We start from the raw sequence: 21,683 nt of genomic DNA, 5'->3' as shown, positions 1-21,683 counted from the left end.
GGTTGGTAGCTGAGGGGGCGATTATTTTTCTTTCAAGCAGGCGACGCCGGGAAGGACTTTGCCTTCGAGGAGCTCGAGGGAGGCACCGCCGCCAGTGGAGATGAAGGTCATTTTGTCGCCGAGCTTGGCTTTCTTGACGGCTTTCACGCTGTCGCCACCGCCAATGATGGTCTTGGCGCTGGAATTGGCCGCGACGGCTTCAGCGACGTCAAAGGTGCCCTTGGAGCTTTCCTTGATCTCAAACACGCCCATCGGACCGTTCCAGATGACGGTTTTGGCCTTGGCGATTTCGTCGGAGAAGAGCTTCACGGACTCAGGTCCGATATCGACGCCTTCCCAGCCGTCAGGGATGCTTTCGCCTGCAGCTGTGAATTTGATGTTGCCGAGCTTCTTCGTGTCGAAGTCGAAGGAATCGGTGATCATCGCATCCACAGGGATGAGGATTTTCACCCCACGCTCCTTGGCTTTGTCGAGGGCAGCCTGTGCGATCGGCTCCCATTCGGGCTTGTAGAGACTTTTGCCAATGGTGATGCCCTGGACAATTTTGCGGAAGGTGTAGGCCATGCCGCCGCCGATGATGATGGTATCAGCCTTTTCGAGCAGGCGGTTGATGACGCCGATCTTGTCGTTCACCTTGGCACCGCCGAGGATCACCACGAACGGACGCTCAGGGTTTTCGAGTTCGTCGTGCAGCCAGGTCAGTTCCTTCTCCATCAGGAGACCGGAGACGGCGGGCAAGTAATCAGCAATGCCTGCGGTGGAGCTGTGCGCGCGGTGAGCGGAGCCGAAGGCGTCGTTCACGAAGATTTCCGCGAGGTCCGCCAAGCCTTTGGCCAGTTCAGGGTCATTCTTTTCTTCACCGGCATGGAAGCGGGTGTTTTCAAGCAGGAGCACTTCGCCGTTGCCGAGGGCGAGCGCCTTGGCCTTCGCCTCTTCACCGACGCAGTCACTGGCAAAAGCGACCGGCTTGCCGATCAGGGCGCTCAGCGCTGGAGCCACAGGGGCGAGGCTCTGCTTGGGATCACGCTGGCCTTTCGGACGGCCCAGGTGGCTGGCGAGGATGATTTTGGCGCCTTTTTCGATCAGGAACTTGATGGTTGGCAGTGTCTCCTGAATGCGGGTGGCGTCAGTGATGACCATCTGGCCGTCTTTCTCTTCGAGGGGCACGTTGAAATCGACGCGCACAAAAACGCGTTTTCCGGCGAGGTCGAGGTCACGAATGGTCTGCTTGGGCATGGTGTTTTTTGATGGGGGTAAACGGGCCGCAAGGCGGCGTGGGGCCGGATTCCTAGCACAGAGCGTGCTCGTTGCGCATGGATTTTTTTGGAGGGCCGGGAGGCTTTTCCAAAAATAGGTGAAAACCCTACCGCTCATTCAAATCCAGCCGGTGGATTTCGAGCGGAAGCTCCTGCTCAAGGAACTCAATGAGGCTTTTCACCCGCTGCGGCAGGTGTTCGTGCGCGGCATGGGCGATTTGCAGATCGAGGGGGGCCAGATGCCAGTCGGGCAGCAGCTGCACCAGCCTCCCGGCGTTGATGTCACGCGCCGCCATCCACTCCGGCAGAATCGTAAATCCGGCCCCTTCAATGGCTGCCTCACGCAAAGCGGTGACGGTATCCAGCAGCATGGCGGGAGCGAGCTTGAGCTTTTTGACCTGCTTGGCCCGCTCCAGATCGACCCGGTCCCGAGAATAAAAGTGCGGCTGCAAAATCCCCAGCCAGGGCAGATGGTTCAGGTCATCCGGACGGGCGGGCAGAGGGTGGTTTTTCAACAACGACGGTGCCGCAATGAGACGCCGGTTGAGCTGGGCGATCTTTCGGATGGTCACCCGGCGGTCGGTGGGCGCACCGACCATGATACCGCAATCAAAGCCCTCTTTGATGAATTTGGTCGGGCGATTGATGAGGTGAAGCTCGGTGGTGACGTCAGGATGCAGCTTTTTAAACCGTGACAGAACGCGGGAGGCGATCCACTGGCCCACATCGACCACGGAAACCATGCGCAGATGGCCGCGCAGGGAAAGACGTTCAGAACGCAGGCGGCTGCCCATGCGATCCGCCAGAGTGAGAAGCTCGCGAGCGTCCGAAAGCACGATCATTCCGGCCGTGGTCAGGCTCATCGTGTGGGTGTCACGGCGGATGAGCGGTGCACCCATCTGGGCCTCCAAAGCCGCCAGATGCCTGCTGAGCGTGGGCTGGGCCATGCCGAGAACTTTGGCGGCACGGGAGATGCTTCCCGTGTCAGCGATCTGCACAAATTCACGGACATGCTGGAGGTCATTGAGGTTGGTCATTCATTTATTGTATAAGCGATATGTCACTTATGCACTATTTTCGAGGCCTCATCGTACGTAAGTCTGTCCATGCAACGCGCTTCGTTTTACCCGATTCCCCATATTCTCACCTGGCGGAATGCCATGGCTGGCCTGCTCGTGATGAGCTGCCTGACCTCCTGCAAACGCGGTGCCCAGGGCCCTGGCGGAGCTCAGCAGACTCCCACCCCCGAAGTCACCGTGGCCAAACCCATCGCAAAACGGCTCATGGACTGGGACGAATTCACCGGGAGGCTGACTGCGCGTGAACGCGTGGAGATTCACTCGCGCGTCTCCGGCTACATCACCCAGGTCAGCTTCAAAGAAGGTACGGAGGTCAAGGCGGGAGACCTGCTGTTTACCATCGATCCACGCCCTTATGAGGCCATCGTCGAACGTGCCGAGGCCATGCTCGCCCAAGCCAAAACGACGGCTGAACTCGCCGGCGTCGAAGCCAAAAACGCCACGGCATTGCGCCAAGGTCAGGCAATCTCCGTGGAGGAATCGGAACGCCGCCTGAAAAGCGCCACGGGGGAGCTGGCCGGTGTGCGCGCGGCGGAGGCGGCCCTGCGCGCCGCCAAGCTTGATCTCGAGTTCACCCAGATTCGCGCCCCCATCAGCGGACGTATCAGTGATGCACGAGTGACCGAAGGCAATCTTGTCAGCGGCGGCACCCAAAACACCACGCTGCTGACCACCATTGTTGAGCTTGATCCAATCTACTGTGAACTCGAAGCGGATGAGCGTTCGGTGCTGAAATACCGCGCAATGCACAAAAACGGCGAGCGTGTGAGCGCGTTGTTCGAACGGATCCCCGCCGAGATGTCACTCATCAACGAAGAAGGCTGGCCCCACAAAGGCCAGGTCGATTTCGTGGACAACCAGCTCAATCCCGCCACCGGCACCATTCGTGCCCGTGCCGTATTTCCGAACACCGACCGTCTGATGGCGCCCGGCTTCTTTGCCAAGGTGCGCATTCCCGGCAGCGGTGAATATGACGGCGTGCTCATTCGTGATTCCGCCGTGGGCGATGATCAGGGCAGCAGCTTCGTCTGGGTGCTCGATGCGGAAGACAAAGCCGTCTATCGGCCCGTCACTCTTGGACCCCTGCTCGATGGACTGCGCGTGGTGCGCAGCGGCCTGAAGGCGGATGATCGCGTGGTCGTGCTCGGCCTCATGAGCGTGCGCAATGGCGGCAAAGTGAAGGCGACACCGACGGACATGCTGCCAGTGGCGGCCACCAAGTAACACCTCATGAATTTCGCCCGCTTTTTCGTGGATCGGCCCATCTTCGCGGCCGTGCTGAGCATTGTCATCACAATGCTGGGTGGCCTCGCCTACGTGTCGCTGCCCATCGCTCAATATCCCGAGGTCATTCCGCCCACGGTGGTGGTTTCGGCGGCTTATCCCGGTGCGGATGCCCGCACGCTGGCCGAGACCGTTTCCACGCCGCTGGAACAGGAGATCAACGGCGTCGAGAACATGCTGTACTTGTCATCCTCCTCCACGAGTGACGGCAAGGTGCAGATCACCGTCACCTTCCGGCTCGGCACCGATCTCGACCAGGCGCAGGTGCTGGTGCAGAACCGCGTGAACGCCACCATCTCACGCCTGCCCGAGGAGGTGCGCCGTCTGGGGGTCATGGTCAACAAGCGCTCGCCTGACCTCACACTGGCCGTGCAGTTCTTCAGTCCTGACGGCTCACGTGAGGTCGCTTATCTCAGCAATTACGTCACGCTGCAGATTCAAAACGAAATCGCCCGAATTCCCGGGGTGGCGGAGGCGTCCTCCCTCGGTGGACTTGATTACTCGATGCGGGTCTGGCTTGATCCTGAAAAGATCGCAGGCCTGGGTCTGACCGCAGGTGACATTGTGCGCGCGATTCGTGAGCAAAACGTGCAGGTCGCCGCCGGATCACTCGGCCAGCCGCCTGCTGCCACAGGTTCGGAATTTCAATACACCCTGACTGCGCCCGGACGACTGAAGAAGGCGGCGGAGTTTGGTGACATCGTGCTCAAAACTGGCAAGCAGGGAGATGTGGTGCGGCTGGCCAATGTGGCCCGCATCGAACTCGGCTCACGCGACTATTCCAGCCGTACTTACATGGATGGCTACAATGCCGTGTCACTTCGCGTGTTCCAGCTTCCTGGCAGCAATGCCATCGAAACCGCCGATGCTGTTTACAAACGGCTCGCACAGCTCAAGGAGCGCTTTCCTCCGGGCGTGGATTACAAAATCAACTACGACACCACGAAGTTCGTCCGCGCCTCGATCTCCTCGGTGCTGCACACGCTGATGGAGGCCGTCCTTCTCGTTGTGCTCGTCGTCATCATCTTCCTGCAAAACTGGCGAGCCTCCTTGATCCCGCTGCTGGCGGTTCCCGTTTCACTCATCGGCACGCTGGCGGTGATGCAGTGGCTGGGCTTCTCTCTCAACAACCTCTCCCTCTTCGGCCTGGTGCTCGCCATCGGCATTGTCGTTGATGACGCCATCGTCGTGGTTGAAAACGTTGAGCGCAACATTGCCAAAGGACTCGCCCCTCATGAGGCGGCCGTGCGTGCGATGAACGAAGTGAGCGGTGCCGTCATCGCCGTGGCGCTGGTGCTCTGCGCCGTGTTTGTGCCGACAGGATTCATCAGCGGCATCACCGGCCAGTTCTACCGGCAGTTTGCGCTTACCATCGCGGTTTCCACCGTCATCTCCGCCTTTAATTCGCTTACCCTCAGTCCCGCGCTCTGCGCCATCCTGCTGCAGCCGCACGGTGCGCCGCCGGATTGGTTCAGCCGTGTCTTGAACTTCCTGTTTGGCTGGTTCTTCCGAGGTTTCAACCGTGTGTTCCAATTCGGCTCCAATCTGTATGCCGGGCTGGTCGGCAAACTCATTCGTCTGGCCGTGCTGGTGCTCATCGGTTATGCCGCGTTGATCGGTCTGGCTGGCAAGCTGTTCCAGGATGTACCGGCCGGCTTCATTCCTTCCCAGGACATGGGCTATGCCATCGTGCTGGTGCAGCTTCCGGATGGCTCGGCCTTCGAACGCACCGACGCCGTGGTGCGCCGCATGGACGCCATGGCGCGTGAGATCCCCGGGATCGCGCACACCTTTGCGATCTCCGGTTATTCCTCCGTGCTGCAGGCCAACCAGCCCAACGTCGGCGCCGCCTTCCTGGTCTTCGATTCGTTCGACAAACGTCACGATCCCGAAGTCAAGGGTGATGGGTTGCTGGCCGTCATCCGCAAAAAGTTCTCCACCATTCAAGAAGGCCGGGTGCTGGTGCTGCCACCGCCACCCTTGCGTGGTCTGGGCAATGCCGGCGGCTTCAAAATCCAGGTGCAGGATCTCAACAATGCCGGTCTGCCGGCGCTCGAAGCTGCAACCCAGAAACTGCTGGCCGCGGCCCAGCAGGAGCCTGGATTGATTTCTCTCATCACCGGCTTCCGCGCGAAGAGCCCGCAGTTCAAACTCGAAATCAACCGTGCGCAGGCGAAAACCATGGGAGTCTCTCTGGCTGATCTGAACGAAGCGCTGCAGGTCTACCTTGGCTCAGTCTATGTAAATGATTTCAATCTTTTTGGCCGCACCTATCAGGTCACCGCACAGGCTGAACCGGCCTTCCGCAAAGACCCGGCGGACGTTGGCCGCATCAAGATTCGCAACCAGGCTGGTGAAATGGTGCCGCTCGCCGCGCTCGTCAAAGTCATCAAGACCGGTGGTGCGGACCGCGTGCAGCGCTACAACCTCTACTACTCCGCCGACATCAACGGCAACACGCTGCCGGGCGTCAGCTCCGGCCAGATGATCGAAAAGATCGAGCGTCTGGCCAAGGACAATCTGCCCGTGGGGTTTGCCATCGAGTGGACGGATCTCACCTACCAGCAGATTCTCGCGGGGGACACGCTCATCTACATCTTCCCGCTCTGCGTGATCTTTGTCTTCCTGGTGCTCTCCGCGCAGTATGAGAGCTGGAGCATGCCCATGGCCATCATCCTGATCGTGCCGATGTGTCTGCTCTCCGCCATCGGCGGCGTGTGGCTGCGGGCGCAGGACAACAACATCTTCACGCAGATCGGCCTGGTGGTGCTCGTCGGTCTCGCGGCCAAGAACGCCATCCTCATCGTCGAATTCGCCAAGCAGCTGCAGGACCAGGGCATGGACCGGGTGCATGCCGCCATCGAGGCCTGCCGCCTGCGCCTGCGCCCCATCTTGATGACCAGCTTTGCCTTCATTCTCGGCGTGCTGCCGCTCGTGCTCGCCACGGGTGCGGGTGCGGAAATGCGTCAGGCGCTTGGCACGGCGGTGTTCTTTGGCATGATCGGTGTCACCATCTTCGGCCTGCTCTTCACGCCTGTGTTTTATGTCATCCTCCGCGCCTTCGTCGAACGCCGTGAACAACGCCGCTCAGCCGCAACCTCCCCTACGCTTCATGAAGCCCATTAAGTCTCTGCTGCTCATCACCTGCGTGGTTTCCAGCTGCAATGTGGGCCCGAGCTTCGTCAAGCCGCAGCCCAAGATGCCTGCCGACTTTGCCTCACGGGCGAATGCGGCGCATGCTGCCGAGGTGGATGCCACCTGGTGGCGCAAGCTCAATGACAGCACGCTGAATGAGCTGGTGGCCCAGGCAGACGCCCAGAACAAGGACATCGCAGCCGCACGCTCGCGCCTGCTCGAAGCCCGCGCCCTGTGGCGTGAGTCGCAGTTCAACTATGCCCCCACCGTCACCTTCGGCTCGGCCTACGACAGCGTCCGGAACGGGGCCACCTCATTCTCGGGTCTGCGCACGCGTGATTTTGAGTTGTACCGCACTGGCTTTGACGCCGACTGGGAGCTTGATTTTTTTGGGCGCATCCGCAACTCCGTCAAAGCCGCCAAGGCCAACTCGAGTGCCATGGATGCCAACCTGCATGACCTGCTGATTTCCCTGCAGTCCGAGATTGCCATCAACTACATGGAACTGCGCGGCGCCCAGGCCCAGCTCACGGTGGCGAATGAGAACGCAGGCAATCAGTCCGACGCCTTGAACATCGCCGAGGCATCCCTCAAAGGGGGCCGTGGCACGCAGCTCGATGTCGCCCGGGCCAACGCTCTCTGGAACGCCACCCTGGCGCAAATCCCCACGCATCAGGAAAACATCGCCAAGTCCATCCATCGCATCGCTGTCTTGTGCGGACAAAACCCCTCCGAACTCCGCCCCCGGCTGCAAAGCGTCAAAAAGCAGCCCTCCGCGCCAGCACGGATCGGCATCGTCAAACCTGAAGAACTGCTGCGTCGACGCCCGGACATTCGTGTCGCCGAGGACATTCTGGCGGCCGAAACCGCCCGGATTGGCGTGGCCGTCGCGGATTTGTTTCCACGGGTCACCTTCAGCGGCCGCATCGACCTGGAGGCATCCACGCTGAGCTCCCTGACTGGCCGCAATTCGGATGGCTTCACCCTGGGTCCGCGCATTACCTGGGCCGCTTTCAATCTCGGCCGCGTGCGTCAGCAGATCGCTGCCGCCGGACGCCGCGCTGATACCGCGCTCGCCCGGTATGAGCAGACGGTGCTCCTGGCCCTTGAAGAGGCTGAAAACGCCCTGACGTCCTATGACCGCGAACGGATTCGCCTGCACCACCTCGAAGCTTCCGCCGCATCTGCCCGCGAAGCCGCCACTTTGGCGCGCAAACGTTATCAGGACGGCATCGCTGATTTCCTCACGGTGCTTGATGCTGAACGCGTCGCCCTTAATGCGCAAAACGACATCGCCCTCAGCCGCACCCGTGTCGCAACCGCCTGGGTGCGCATTTACAAGGCCATGGGCGGTGGCTGGAAGAGCTGAGGTTTGCGCCGGCTGGCAACAGCAGACAGGGGTGCAGCTCGTGGAGCTTGGGCTGGGTCAGAAGAACCGCCTTGCCTCACGGCCCGACCATCAGGAGCTGCCCTTCACTCTTCGGAACGCCGCCTTTCTTCTCGATGCTCAGCGCGAACTTGGCTTCACCTGAGACCGCTTCGACAGGTTTAAAGACCGTCTTCACAGAACCTTTGGCATCGACGGTCACCACGCCAGCGCTCACCGGATTGGGCTTGCTTGGATCCACGACCCAGAGCTGGTAATCTTTGTCAGAGTCCACCTTCGGCATCTTGTCGAGCATCACCACGCCCTGGCTGCGTTTCTGGTCCCAGACCACGAGCATCTCGCTCCGGCGGTATTCCCAAACCTTGCTTTGAAGAGTGGCGATCTGAAGCTGCGACTGCTGCTCCTGCTCTTTGAGCGCAGCCACTTCGGCGGTGAGTCTGGCATTTTGTGCCTTGGTTTCCGTCTCGCGCTTGTTCAGCGTTTCAATCTCCTTCGCCAGCGCCTGTTTTTGCGCCTCGAATTCATCCCGCCGCTTTTTAAGTTCTTCCTCCAGAGTGCGCGTCTTGCCATCATCCACCACGGGAATGGCGGGATTGTTCACGGGTGCGATGGCGCGTGAGGCGGCAGCGAGCTGCTGAGTCATGCCGGCCCGTTCCTTCCAGAGCCAGACCGACGCCAAGGCAAAGCTGGCGGCAAGCGCCCAGCCAGTGCCGCCAATGATGACGCCGCGTGAAACACCGGCCCCCTTGAGGCCTTTGGCACGCATCTTGGCACGGATGCGTTTTTTCATGTTCGCAGGCGGTTCCACCGGCTGGACAAGATAGGCCAGCTCCGCTGTCACCTGCTCCAGTTCGGAGGTGAGCAAGCGCACCTCTTTGTCGCGAGCGACGGCGCCATCCAGAGCACGCTTTTCGTCGTTCTCCAGCATGCCAAGCGCATTCATGGCGGCCAGTTCTTGGAAACGTTCCTCGTCCATCATGCGCCTCCTTTCAAAAGATCGCGCAGGCGCAGCAGCCCGCGGCGGATATTGGTCTTTACAGTACCGAGCGGCATGCCCAGTGACTCGGCGATCACATGGTGTGTCAGGCCCTTCAAAAATGCAAATTCGATCAACTGTCGCTGTTCTTTCGGCAGTTCTTTCAGCGCCTCGCCCACCACCAGGCTGCGCTCATGGGCCTCCACCTCTTCATTAACGCCGGCAGCGGAGGAAGCCCCCAAGGTGGAGTGCTCCAAAGCCGCGCTGTCCACCAGGCGGTTGCGACGTCCCAGCATGCGCATGCGATCAATCGCCTTGTGGCGGAAAAGCATGACCGCCCAGGTGAATGCCTTGCTGCGCTCAGGATCAAAAGTCGAGGCACGCTCCCACAGCAGCACAAAACCATCCTGCAGGATGTCTTCGGCCTCGCGCTCGTCATGCAGCATCTGACGCAGAAGACCAAAGATGCGTGGTGCCATCCGGTCATAAAGCTGGTCAAAAGCACGCGAATCCCCGCGTCCAGCACGCTGGAGCAGGTCTTCTTCGCTGAGTTCTGGCTGGCTCATGAGGGGTTTGGGCACGGATCGTTCCGAAAAGGCTACGATGCGCGGATTCCATGCCAGAGCTATTGCGGTCACACAAGTTTTTGCGTTATCAAAGGCGCTCTGGATTCAAAAAAAGTTACTTTACGTCCACCAGACGGCAATTGCGGGTGAACAGCAGGGCAGATTCGATCTGCTCCAGTTTCAAGCCCGTCAGCCGCACCAAAGCCTGACGGTAGAGCAGGATCTGCGGGCGATAACCCGCCACTTTTTCGGCCAGTGACTCCTCGGTCGCCACCTCATCTGTCTTAAAATCAATCAGTCGCACCGAGTCGCGCTGGACCACGACCCGGTCAAACACGCCGCTGATCCAGCTCCCTTGATGGATCAAGTCAAAGGGGCGCTCCCGCCAAGACTGTGCTTCAGCCGCTGGTCTGGCGAAGGCAAACTGCGCAGCGCCTGATTGCAACACACAACGCACCATCGCCAGCGCCGTCGTTTCAACCGCCTCCCCGCGCAACAAGCCAGACGCCTGCCAGCGCGATTCGAGTTCGGCCATGTCCGAAGTGGCGTCCCACCACTCCACATGAGCCAGCAATTCATGCACCAGATTGCCCAGTCTCCGGCCAGGCTCACGCCCCGCGCTGAAGAGCATGCTGCCCTTCACCTGGAAATCTTCCTCTCCCGAAGGCGTCACGCGCTTGGCCAGCGGCTGGAACTCCCGCAGCAACTCCCCCAGCGGACGTGACACCACCGCCGTTTCCGGTGCCCGGGGCGTTACGCCAGGGGATGTGGCAAACCACTGCGCGTCGCCCGTCTGCCACTCGATCAAATAAGACTCGCCGACTTCGGGTTCACCCGAGACACCCAGCATCCGGCGCAAAAACTGCGCTTCTCGCATGGATGGCTCTTTTGACTTCGGTGGTGGCTCGGCAATCAGATACAGGCCGCGTTTGGCCCGGGTCATGGCCACATACAGGCGACAGAGTGACTCAAAACCCGAGCGCTGTTTCGAGACCTCCAGTTCCTCATCCAAAGCCTCATGCAACGGCGCATAAATGCGCGGTGGCTCCTGCAAAACCCAGGAAATGCCCTGCGCATCGCGATTCACAATCAATGATCTCCGCCGCACTTGATCCATCGCATCGCCATTCAGATCCGGCAAAATGACCACATCAAACTCCAGCCCCTTGGCCTTGTGCACGGTCATCACCTGCACCGCGTTCGCCGCACCGCGCACCTGCATCGGCATATCGCGCGCATGCTGGAGAAATGCATCGATGTCGCGTGAACCACCGGCATCAAATTCGGCGGCCATTTCACCGAACTGACGCAGCCGCAGCTCGTGAAAGGCATCCATCTCCGGCAGCAGGTCGCGCACATGCCGGGTCCAGATTTCCGTGAAACCGACAAAGCCACGCTCAAACACGGATTCACGCACCTGATGGCAGGTCAGCGGCCAGCTTTGCACTTGATCCTGCTTCTTAAATTCAATCTGCGGCCACAGAGGGGTCATTCTGAGGTGCTCCAAAGCCAGGGAATCCCCCGGATGCGCCGCCAGCTGCAGCAGCGAGAGCAGGGCAAGCGTCACCGCATTGTCCGTGGCCGGGTGGATCTGCGATTCGCACACGACCTCCATGCCCGTTGTCGCCCGCAGTTCTTCCGCAACTTCATTGGCGTTCTTGTTGCCGCGCACCAGCACCGCGCAGGTCAGCCCACGCTCCAGCGGACGGATCTCATTCAGCAGTGCCGTCACCGTGGGTGTGGTGGAGGGATTGCGCAGCCCCTCCTCATTCGACACACTGAGCAGCGCCGCATAGCCGCTGAGCCGCTGATTTCGTTCCGCAGCCACATGATCTTTGAAAGCAAAGCCGGCCGTGCAGCCTGGCAGCACCGCTTCAATACCTGCGGGGTTTGCAAACACCGCATTCACTGCATCCAGCACCGCCGGAGCGCTGCGGAAGGACTGGCTGAGCGTCTGCGGTTCCAGCCCGTCCTGGTCCTGATGGGGCCATTCACGCAGCACATCGTCAAACAGGCCTGGCTCCGCCTGCCGCCAGAGATAGATGGATTGTTTCGGATCCCCCACGGCGTAAAAACTGCGCCTGCCGGTGTCATCCTGCATCACTTCATCCACCAACCCGCGCACGACATTCCACTGCACGCGGCTGGTGTCCTGAAATTCATCAAACAGCCAGTGGTCATAGCGTCCGTCGAGCCGGAACCACAGATCCCCGCTCTCACCGTCCGCCCATTCCGCGCCATCTGTCGTTGCAGCCGCCAGCAGGCGCTGGACATCCGCAAAGGACAGCCGCCCGCGTGAACGTACTCGCCGGGCATACTCGGCCTCGTACAGCGCCATGAGAGCCGCCATGCCCTGGGTGCGCTGCGCCCGGCAGATCAGCTCCTGTTCAAGAATGGCCCCGGCCACCCGCCCCCAGGCGCGTGCGGTTTCCCCGGTGAGTTCGGATTTTTTGCCACGCCCCCAGCCGATTTCCGCCCTGCCAGCTTTGAGCTCCTTCCAGACCGCAGTCGTTTTATCCAAAAAATACTTCACCCTCGGCGGCAGTGTCGTCCCCGGTTCCAAGGCGAAGGCTTCCGCCATGAATTCATCGAAGAACCGGGCACCCTCGTCGGTGCGCGGCACAAAACGATCCCGCAGGTCATTGAGCGCCGCCGTAAGGTGACCGGCCTCTGCCAGTTCCAGTCCCGGTAGCCTGCCCCATGGCGAACCATCCCCGCTGTCGAGCCAGGTGGCATGGTGATCATTGATCCAGGACTCCAGGCTGCCTGCAGCGCTGCGTTCCTCGATGCCAAAGGTGGCCTGCTTGAAGCCTTCGAGCAACGCACGGCCTGCGTGCTCATCACGCGAGGAATGAATGCGTTCCAGCAGCGCATCCAGCGCCTCCCGCCGCGCCTGTGCCGCCTCATTTTCGGCCATGACACTGGCACCCAGCGGCAGGCCGAGCTCCAGCGGAAAGCAGGCGGTGATGTTGGCAAAAAAACTGTCCATCGTCCCCAGGCGCAGGCGATGGAGCTGCTGGGTGACCCTGCGCAGGAGGTCGACAAACTCCGGCCACTGCTCCGGCAAAGGCGCCATGCCCGTGAAATAGTGCTCCGGCTGCTCACTGTGCTGCGAAAGCACGGACAGCCGCTGCAGGATGCGCTGGAAAAACTCCCCCGCCGCCTTCCGCGTGAAGGTCATCGCCGCGATGCGCTCCGGCGGCTGCCCGAGCGCGAGCAGATGCAGGTGCCGCCGCACGAGCTGGTAGGTTTTGCCGGAACCTGCGGAGGCGGAGACGAGAATGTGGCGGAGACGGTTCACAGGTTTGAGGATGCAAGCCCACGCTGTGCGCCATGTCCAGCACTCTCACCTTTCCACCCAGCGCCGAATCCATGGCAAAGTCAGCACGACGGCGATGATGACCGATGCGCCAAGATAAAAGCCCGCGCTCATGAACTCGGCCTTCCCAAACACCCAGGCGGCAAGGACGATGCCATACACCGGCTCCATATTATAAACGACGTTGACCGTGAAAACGCTGACCCGGCGCAGTACGTCCATGAAACCCGCATAGGCTGCCACGGTACACACCAGGGCGAGAACACCGAGCCAAAGTGCCGAAGCGGCGTCTGGCAGCTCCGGCAGGAGCCCATCTTCGAGAAAAGGGCGGGAAAGGCACGCCGCGATGCATGCACCGCCCATTTGATAAAAGCCGATGACGCTCCAGTGCGTGTCCCGGGCGACCTGCTGCTTGCTCAAGGTGGCAAAGAAGGCGGCCAGCACGGCGGCGGCGATGGCCACGGAGAAGCCGAGCCAGTAACGAAACTCCACCTGATAGATAAGCCACACGGCCCCGACCATGACCGCACCTACGAGGAGTTCTGAAATCCGCCAGCGCCGCGAGCCATCAATGACCGGCTCAATCAATGAGGACCACAGCATGGCCGTAGGCATCACCGCCAGACACACAGAAGCGGTGGCCAGCCGGGCGGACCAAAAGAACAAAATCCAGTGCAGTCCTAGAATAATTCCCACAGCTAACATTGCCAAAATTCTACGTCGGGACACCAAAAGGGAGTACCCCATGCAGCGGGCCAGCGCCCCAAAGCAGAGCACCGACAGCGCTGTGCGCCACAGCACCACATCCACAGGCGGCAGCAGGATGAGCTTGCCCAAAATCGCCGTGAGCCCCCATGCCAGCACGACCAGATGCAGCTGGATGTAATTACTCAGATTGGAACGAGACATGCTTGGTGACGAATCTGTTGCTCCCGCTGTTACAAGGGCTGGGAGCTTCATTTTTTAGCCTTATACAAGGACGAAAACCCTCAATCCGCCATCTATACATCCCTTGGTCTCAAATAATGGCAAGAAGCCCCTTAGAACTTACGCCTTGACGTGGAGCGGTGCGGAAGCAGTAATGCAGGCTTGTCATGCTCCAGTTTGGGCGTGCCTTGCCGCCCAGTCTTTATCTCGTTTGCTCACTCTGCCCTGCCTATGAACCACGGAACTTCCCATCTGTCTCGTCTGACACTTTTATCTGTAGTGGCTGTCACACTCTTGATCGCCACAACCCAGCAGGCACGAGCACAAGCGGGCCTCCCGGCGGCACCTGCGGCAAAAAAAATCGTGCAGGACGTGCAAGTCGTCATCAAAGGCGCGGTCAAGCTGGATGAAAACCGCATCCGCACCCAGCTGTCCACCCGTGTGGGCCAGCCGTTCAGCAATGAATCGGTGGAACGTGACATCCGTGCTCTTTACAGCACAGGAGCGGTGGAAAACCTGGACATCCGCGCGGTGGATGTGGCAGGCGGCGTCAAAGTCATCGTCGAAATCATCGGTCGCGGCGGCATTGCAGAGATCAATTTCATTGGCAACACCGCCATCGACAACAGCAAGCTGCGCAAGGACATCGCGGTCAAAGTGGGCGACCCGGTGGATGACATCAAGCTTTCCGCTGCACAGCAGAAGATTGTGGAGATGTATGAAAAGAAGGGCTTCTCCGATGTCATCGCCAGCTATGACATCACACCGTCCGCCCGTGAAGGATTCTCCACGGTGACTTTCAAGATCGACGAGGGTGCGCGCGGCATCATTCATGACATCCGCTTTGAAGGCAACACCGCCATCAAGTCACGGGTGCTCCGCGGCAGCATCAAATCCCAGGAGCACCACATCTGGAACTTGTGGGGCAAAAAGGGCAAGCTGAGCAATCAGGACCTGCAGGAAGACATCAAGAAGATCGAGCAGGCCTTTCAGGACAAGGGTTATGTCTATGCCAAGGTGACCGAGGTGCGGCGCGAGCCAGTTTCCTCCAAGCAGATGGACCTCGTTTATGTGATCAATGAAGGCGCCAAGTATGATGTCTCGGCAGTTAAGATCTCCGGCAACACCATTTTCACCACTGAGGTGTTGATGCAGGGCATCAAAACTGAGCCCGGATTCCCTTATGTTGGCAGCTTCATCAAGGCTGATGAAAAGATGGTGCAGGATTACTACGGCTCCCGTGGCTACGCCGATGCACGTGTGGAGACCAGCATTTTGGAAACCGGTGCCGGACAGGTCGCCGTGGCCTACAACATCACAGAAGGCACCAAGTCCTACATCAGCAAGGTGAATATTTCCGGCAACTCCGTCACGAAGGACGAAGTCATCCGCCGTGAACTTCCCTTTGCCCCGGGTGAGGAGCTCAACACCGTAAAAATCGAGGCCGGTAAAAGCCGCCTGCAAAACCTGAACTACTTCAGCTCGGTGGACATGCGCAACACGCCCACCACCGCCCCCGGCTACAAGGATGTGGACATCAATGTGCAGGAGCAGTCCACCGGCACGGTGAACTTCGGCGCAGGTTTCAGCTCCATCGACAGCATCACGGGGTTCATCCAGGTGACCCAGACCAACTTTGACATCCGCGACTGGAAGGATTTCCGCGGTGGTGGCCAGCGTTTCAACGCCAACATCCGTGCGGGTGCCCTCCGTCGTGACGTCACGGTCAGCTGGACCGAGCCGTGGTTCCTTGGGCGTGAACTGGCTCTCACCGTTGAAGCGTTCTATCACAACCTCTACTACCTCTCCAACTTCTTCAACCAGACCAACGTCGGCGTCTCGTCCGGTTTGCGTAAACGGCTGGGCGAGCACTCCTACATTGAGAGCACCTACACCCTGCAGCAGATCAAAATCGACAGCATTGCCAGCGGTGCCTCTGCTCTTATCGCCCAGGAGGCCGGTTCCTACATTCAAAGCAAAATCGACACGAACTTTGTGCATGACACGCGTGACAGCGTCTTCATCACCCGCAGCGGTCACAAGATCGAAGCAGGCATCCTGCTTTCCGGCCTTGGTGGAGATGTCCCGGTTTATGGCGGCAACATCGGCGGCCAGCAGTATTTCAATCTGCCCGGAGACACCATCCTGAGCTTTGAAGGCATGTTCCGTGCCGTCAACAGCTGGAACAGCGATCGGGTGCCCATTTTTGAGCGTCAGTTCCTCGGCGGTGCCAACAACCTGCGCGGCTTCACTTATCGTCATGCTGGTCCCAAGGACACCACGGGGGAACCCATCGGTGGCCTGACATCCATCTATGCCTCCAGCGAATTTTCCGTTCCGGTGCACATCACCGCCAACACGGAAAAGTCACCGCGCGTGGTGATCTTCGGTGACGTCGGCTCCATCAGCGGGGCCACCGGTGCCTCCTATGGCAATGGTTCCATTTACTCAGATGCAGGCATCGGCCTGCGCCTCTTCCTTCCCGTCGGTCCTATCCGTGTTGACTATGCGGTGCCAATCGGCAAGGACGCCACTTCAGGCAACGGTGGGCGCTTCCAGTTCAACATGGGCTACAAGTTCTAACAGCCCGTTGTTCAGCCAAATTTGTTTGTCTGCCCCTCCAATCTCATTCAAAATCCCACACTTATGATTCGCAGCGCGTTCATCGCCCTCATCCTCGCCACCGTTACTCTTCAGGCCGCCGACCTCAAAATCGGTGTGATCGACATGTCCAAAGTCTTCCAGGAGTTCCACAAAACCAAAACCGCTGCGGACAAGTACAAGGCCAATTACGAAAAAGCCGCCCAGGAAATGACTGAGCGTCAGAACACGTATAAAAACCTGGCTGCTGAAGCCCAAAAGCTTCAGAAAATCGCCAGTGATCCGATCATCACTCCGGAACAGCGTGCGAAATACGGTGCTGAACTGGGTGAAAAAGTGAAAGAAATCCGCGCTCTGGAAATGGAAATGCAGGAGTTCGCGGACCGCCGCCAGCAGCAGCTCAAGCAGGAAGACATGCAGATCCGCAAAGGTCTGTATGAGGAGATTCTTGTTGTCGTCCGTGACCGCTCCAAGGCAGATGCCTATGACATCGTTTTCGACAAGACCGGCGTCAGCCTTTCCACAGTGCCGATCATTCTGCACGTCAGGGAAGGGGCTGCCACCGATCTCACCGATCAACTCATCGTCGAACTGAACAAGGATGCGCCACCTCCTGGCGCTGAGCCCAAGAAAGAAGGAGCCGCCGCTCCGGCACCCAAGGCTGAGGAACCCAAAAAATAGCCTGCGGCAGTCAGTTATTCCAAGGCACGCCGCAAACATTTGCGACGTGCCTTTTTTTGTTCCAGCGTAGAGATATTGATCTGCCATGAGCAACTCCATCACCCTGCAGAAACTCACTGAACTCGTCGGAGGAACACTCTCTTCTGGCAGCCCGGAATCCATCATCTCCGGTCTGAACTCCATTCTGGAAGCCAGCCCGGGTGAAGTGACTTTCCTTGGCAATGCACGCTACCTGCCCGGACTCAAAACCACCCGTGCCTCCGCCGCCCTCGTACCGGAGGATCTTGACGCCGAAGACGCGCGGGAGGGGCTTGCGCTCATTCGTCTTAAAAATCCCACGCTTGCCTTCTCCCATGTCATTCGTTTCTTTGGCCCTCCCGCCGTTGAATTTGTGCCCGGCGTGCATCCCACGGCCACGGTGGCCAATGACGTGGTATACGACCCGCAGAAGGTCAGCATCGGCCCAAATGCCGTCATTGAGACCGGCGTGCACCTTGGCGATGGCTGCACCATTCACGCTGGCGTCTACCTTGGTCGTGGAGTCAAACTCGGTGCCGGCTGCGTCATTCATGCCAATGCCGTCATCAAAGAATACTGCATTCTGGGCCAGCGCGTCATTCTCCACAGCGGCTCTGTGATCGGCAGCGACGGCTTCGGCTACGAGCAGGTTCAAGGACGCCATCAGAAGATTGATCAGGTCGGCATCGTGCAGATCGATGATGATGTCGAAATCGGCTCCTGCACCACCATTGACCGCGCCCGCTTTGGCCGCACTTGGATCGGCGAAGGCTGCAAGATCGACAATCTGGTGCAGATCGGGCACAACTGCACGCTTGGGAAGCACTGCATCATCGTCTCTCAAACTGGCATCTCAGGCAGCACCCGCCTGGGTAACTACGTCACCATGGGCGGGCAGGTCGGAGTGGCCGGTCACCTTGAAATTGGCGACAAGGTCATGTTCTTTGCCAAATCCGGTGTCACCAAAAGCATCCTTGAAGCGGGGGCCTACACCGGTTACCCAGCCCGTCCGCTCATGGAAGGGCGCAAGATGCTCAGCCTTCCGGCCAAGATCCCTGATTTGCTGGACCGCGTGCGCGCCTTGGAAAAAAAACTCGCCGCACTCGAAGGCGGAACGGTCCAATCCTGAGCAAGGCGCGTAACTTTGCCTGAAGCCAGCGCAGACGTTGCCAAGGGCAGGTCTTCGATCTACTTTCATCCCCCCATGACCGCCGCCTCCATCCTTCCCCTCCCCGTGATGCCCGACAGCCACGGCCACTTTGGTCAGTACGGCGGCATGTTCGTGCCAGAGACGCTCATGGCGGCGCTGACTGAACTCTCGGATCATTACGAGAAGGCGAAAGCCGACCCTGCTTTCCAGAAGGAACTGGACCGGCTGCTCCACGAATACGTCGGTCGCCCGACGCCGCTGTACTTCGCCGAACGCTGGACCGAAAAACTCGGCGGCGCCAAAATTTACCTCAAACGCGAAGACCTGCTGCACACCGGCGCCCACAAGATCAACAACGCCCTCGGGCAGATCCTGCTCGCGCAGCGCCTGGGCAAGAAGCGCATCATCGCTGAAACCGGTGCCGGCCAGCACGGTGTCGCCACCGCCACCGTGTGCGCACGATTTGGCTGCGAATGCGTCATCTACATGGGCAAGGTGGACATGGAGCGCCAGGCGCTGAATGTCGCACGCATGCGTTTCCTTGGGGCCAAAGTCGTCGCAGTGACGGCGGGTCAGGCCACGCTCAAGGAAGCGGTGAACGAAGCCATGCGCGACTGGGTGACCAACGTGCGCACCACGCATTACATCCTCGGTTCCGCTCTCGGCTCACACCCCTTCCCCATGATGGTGCGTGATTTCCACCGCATCATCGGCGTCGAGGCACGCCGCCAGATCTTGGAGCGCGAGGAGCGCCTGCCAGATCTCCTCGTCGCGTGTGTCGGCGGCGGCAGTAACAGCATCGGCCTCTTCCATCCTTTCCTGAATGACAAGGATGTGCGCATGACGGGCGTCGAAGCCGGCGGTGACGGCATCATCCCCGAGCGCCATGCCGCACGTTTCCAAGGCGGTCGTCTTGGCGTTCTGCAAGGCACCAAGACCTGGCTCCTGGCCAACGCCGACGGCCAGATCGAGCTCACCCACAGCGTTAGCGCCGGTCTCGACTACGCCGCCATCGGCCCCGAGCACGCCTGGCTGCATGAGCAGGGCCGTGTGACCTACAATTACGCCACGGATGACGAGGCACTCGCCGCGTTCCAGGAGCTCAGCCAGGTCGAAGGCATCATCCCCGCCCTCGAAAGCAGCCATGCCATCGCCGAAGTCTACAAAGTGGCCCCGACCATGCGCAAAGATCAGATCATCCTCGTGAATCTTTCCGGTCGCGGAGACAAGGACGTGGCCCAGGCGGCACGCATGATCTTCGGCGAGGAATTGAAGTTTTGAGATATGCTGCCCGCTCCGATAGCCGAAGACATGTCGCAGCTGAAATCGCTGCTGCATGACTCGCTCTCGCCGCATCTGCCTGCGGCGCAGAAGGACATGCGCATCCTCAATCTGGCCTGCGGGCGCTGCGATGAAGCGGAGACCTTGATCAAAGTCGGTTCTGAACTCACCCAAGGCGGCGAGGTCGAAATGATCGGTGCGGACATTCGCATTCGCGAAATCCGGCAGGCTCGTGAAACGCATGGACATCTGCCCGCGAAGTTTTTGATCGAGGACGCCACCAAGATCGACCAGCACAAAGAGCTGAATGATGACTTCAACATGGTCTTCCTGCGCCACCAGAACTTCTGGCACGGCCAGGAGCTGTGGAAGAAGATTTTCGACCAGGGCATCGCCAAGCTGCGGCCCGACGGCATGCTGGTGATCACCAGCTATTTCGATGTCGAGCACCGGCTCGCGCTGCGTGCACTGGAATCTCTGGGAATGGAAGTCGTCAGCAACAAGCGCAACAAGAACAGCCGGGCCCTGCAGGACGCTCCGGGCAAGTCCGTGGACCGCTGGGTGGCCGTTTTGCGGCAGCGGCAGGCCTGAGACAGGCTGCCAAGACCATTTACAAGGACCCCGCAAAGCGGTAAACTCCTTCTCTTCCCCCAATATTCCATGAATCGCCTTTTTTACGTCCTCACCCTTTTTGCGGCGCTTGTACTTGCCGCACCGGTGTCGCATGCTCAGTCCATTGATACCAGCAGCGAAGTGGCCGACCAGTACTTCCGCGGCTTTGTCCTCAACAATGAAGCCGCCGCTCTCGAAAACTCCGGTGACTTGACGCTCGCGCAGACAAAATTCAAACAGGCAGGCGAGATCATGGACAGCATCGCCCGGAATTACCCGACATGGCAGCCGGAAATGCGGGCTGCGCGTCAGCAAAAGATTCAAGATGCTCTCCTGCGACTGCAGTCACGCTCGTTGCAGGCACAAGCGCAGGCTCAGGCGACCGCAGCTGCACCCACCGCAGCTCCGGTGGCAGCCGTGGCTCCAGCTCCCGCCATGCCAGTGGCCACCATTCCCTCTCCCGGAGTACTGGCGCAACCCGCCGTCACCATTCCTACCACCCCCGGTTCCCTTCCAAGTCTCAACGACCTGCTGAGCCAATGGGAGCAGATGCACAAGAAGCGCGTTCTGGAACTGGAAGCGCAGAACAACCAGCAGCAGATCGATCTCGGCAAATGGCAGAACTGGTACCAGTGGGCCTCCGGCGAGATCACCACCGCCCGCCAGCAAAATGACGCCCTCGGCAAAAAGGCCAGCGCTTTGGAGCAGAGCATCCTCGCCATGGGCAGGGAGGTGGCGGCAGGCCAGGCCGCTCAGGGTCAGCTGGCCAAGGTGATGGAAGAAAAAATGGCGGTGGATCTGGAGATGCGCAAAAACGCCCAGCGACTGACAGCCGCTGAAACTGCGGCCAAGGAGGCCTCCCAAAAACTGGCAGACGCATCCACTCAAATGGCTGCCGCGCAACAGGAGCGTGACAAGCTGATCAAGGAACGTGACCAGATTGTGAAGGAGCGCGAGGACGCGATCGCTCAGCGCGAGGACGCGATCGCTCAGCGCGAGGACGCGGTGAAACAGCGTGATTCAGCCGTCAAGGAACGTGATGCCGCCAGCGCCGTCAGCCTGGGATTGAAGACTGAGATGGAAGGTTTGAAAAAGAAAACCGGCAGCGCTGAAATGAAGCGCCTCATCGCAGAGAACGAACGCTTGAAAAAGGAGATCGTGGAGGCGCAGAAGCAGGTCGAAACCCTGAAGGCGGATGTCGGTCGCAAGGATCAGGAAATCGTGGCCCTGCGTGGCCAACTCACCGGCTTGCAGGGCCAGATGGCCGAACTGCGCAAAGAAAGCGCCACCTACCAAACCCAGGTGGCCGAGCTGACGAAGCAGCTCAAAGAAGTGCAGGGCGGCATGGAACGCAAGATCGCCACCACACCTGAGCTCACCCAGGAAAATGCACTGCTGCGCGGCATCATCC

At 59.8% G+C, this 21,683-nt stretch carries 15 protein-coding genes; 9 read left to right on the top strand and 6 right to left on the bottom strand.

Annotated features, from left to right (window positions below; genetic code table 11):
• Positions 1–21 precede the first annotated feature (21 nt).
• A complete protein-coding gene (locus WAW39_RS09635) occupies positions 22–1,236 on the bottom strand; it encodes a phosphoglycerate kinase (RefSeq protein ID WP_422318188.1) in 1,215 nt (404 codons plus the stop codon).
• 127 nt (positions 1,237–1,363) lie between these two features.
• Complete coding sequence (locus tag WAW39_RS09630) at positions 1,364–2,293, bottom strand: LysR family transcriptional regulator (protein ID WP_422318186.1); 930 nt, start codon at positions 2,291–2,293, stop codon at positions 1,364–1,366.
• A 69-nt stretch (positions 2,294–2,362) separates the two neighbouring features.
• On the opposite strand from WAW39_RS09630, the gene WAW39_RS09625 reads away from it, so the two are divergent.
• Genes WAW39_RS09625 through WAW39_RS09615 form a run of 3 tightly spaced genes read left to right on the top strand, consistent with a single transcriptional unit; the run spans position 2,363 to position 8,123 of the window.
• Positions 2,363–3,559, top strand: coding sequence for an efflux RND transporter periplasmic adaptor subunit (locus WAW39_RS09625; protein ID WP_422318184.1), 1,197 nt, complete (start codon positions 2,363–2,365; stop codon positions 3,557–3,559).
• A gap of 6 nt (positions 3,560–3,565) precedes the next feature.
• The gene (locus WAW39_RS09620) at positions 3,566–6,745 is read left to right on the top strand and encodes an efflux RND transporter permease subunit (RefSeq protein WP_422318182.1); all 3,180 of its coding nucleotides are present in this window, start codon (positions 3,566–3,568) and stop codon (positions 6,743–6,745) included.
• Positions 6,732–8,123: an efflux transporter outer membrane subunit gene (locus WAW39_RS09615; protein WP_422318180.1), complete on the top strand. Its 1,392-nt coding sequence runs from the start codon at positions 6,732–6,734 to the stop codon at positions 8,121–8,123. Before WAW39_RS09620 ends, WAW39_RS09615 begins: the two co-directional genes overlap by 14 nt.
• A 76-nt stretch (positions 8,124–8,199) precedes the next feature.
• Here the strand turns inward: WAW39_RS09615 and WAW39_RS09610 are convergent, their stop codons facing one another.
• The 4 genes from WAW39_RS09610 to WAW39_RS09595 all read right to left on the bottom strand — a co-directional run bounded on the left by WAW39_RS09610 (position 8,200) and on the right by WAW39_RS09595 (position 13,911).
• Complete coding sequence (locus WAW39_RS09610) at positions 8,200–9,120, bottom strand: anti-sigma factor (protein ID WP_422318178.1); 921 nt, start codon at positions 9,118–9,120, stop codon at positions 8,200–8,202.
• The gene (locus WAW39_RS09605; protein WP_422318176.1) at positions 9,117–9,683 is read right to left on the bottom strand and encodes an RNA polymerase sigma factor; all 567 of its coding nucleotides are present in this window, start codon (positions 9,681–9,683) and stop codon (positions 9,117–9,119) included. Before WAW39_RS09605 ends, WAW39_RS09610 begins: the two co-directional genes overlap by 4 nt.
• Positions 9,684–9,798: 115 nt before the next feature.
• Positions 9,799–12,984 carry a UvrD-helicase domain-containing protein gene (locus WAW39_RS09600; protein WP_422318174.1) on the bottom strand — a complete coding sequence of 1,062 codons (3,186 nt, stop codon included), beginning with the start codon at positions 12,982–12,984 and terminating at the stop codon, positions 9,799–9,801.
• Positions 12,985–13,029: 45 nt separating this feature from the next.
• A complete protein-coding gene (locus tag WAW39_RS09595) occupies positions 13,030–13,911 on the bottom strand; it encodes a DMT family transporter (protein ID WP_422318172.1) in 882 nt (293 codons plus the stop codon).
• A gap of 312 nt (positions 13,912–14,223) precedes the next feature.
• Here WAW39_RS09595 and bamA point away from each other — a divergent pair, with 312 nt between their 5' ends.
• From bamA to WAW39_RS09565, 6 genes are all read left to right on the top strand, one after another.
• Complete coding sequence (gene bamA / locus WAW39_RS09590; RefSeq protein ID WP_422318170.1) at positions 14,224–16,512, top strand: outer membrane protein assembly factor BamA; 2,289 nt, start codon at positions 14,224–14,226, stop codon at positions 16,510–16,512.
• 63 nt (positions 16,513–16,575) lie between these two features.
• Complete coding sequence (locus WAW39_RS09585) at positions 16,576–17,211, top strand: OmpH family outer membrane protein (protein ID WP_395730931.1); 636 nt, start codon at positions 16,576–16,578, stop codon at positions 17,209–17,211.
• A gap of 85 nt (positions 17,212–17,296) precedes the next feature.
• A complete protein-coding gene (gene lpxD, locus WAW39_RS09580) occupies positions 17,297–18,358 on the top strand; it encodes a UDP-3-O-(3-hydroxymyristoyl)glucosamine N-acyltransferase (protein ID WP_422318167.1) in 1,062 nt (353 codons plus the stop codon).
• Between the two features lie 75 nt (positions 18,359–18,433).
• Positions 18,434–19,660, top strand: coding sequence for a tryptophan synthase subunit beta (gene trpB, locus WAW39_RS09575; protein ID WP_422318165.1), 1,227 nt, complete (start codon positions 18,434–18,436; stop codon positions 19,658–19,660).
• Between the two features lie 3 nt (positions 19,661–19,663).
• On the top strand, positions 19,664–20,251 hold the full coding sequence (locus WAW39_RS09570; RefSeq protein ID WP_422318163.1) for a methyltransferase domain-containing protein: 588 nt from the start codon (positions 19,664–19,666) through the stop codon (positions 20,249–20,251).
• Between the two features lie 69 nt (positions 20,252–20,320).
• On the top strand, positions 20,321–21,683 hold a 1,363-nt coding region (locus WAW39_RS09565; RefSeq protein WP_422318161.1), incomplete at its 3' end, for a hypothetical protein.

Origin of the sequence: Prosthecobacter sp., assembly GCF_049294395.1 — a bacterium.
Classification (GTDB): Bacteria; Verrucomicrobiota; Verrucomicrobiia; order Verrucomicrobiales; family Verrucomicrobiaceae; genus Prosthecobacter.
Note: the sequence above shows the minus strand (reverse complement) of the source record. Positions and strands in the feature narration are given on the sequence as shown.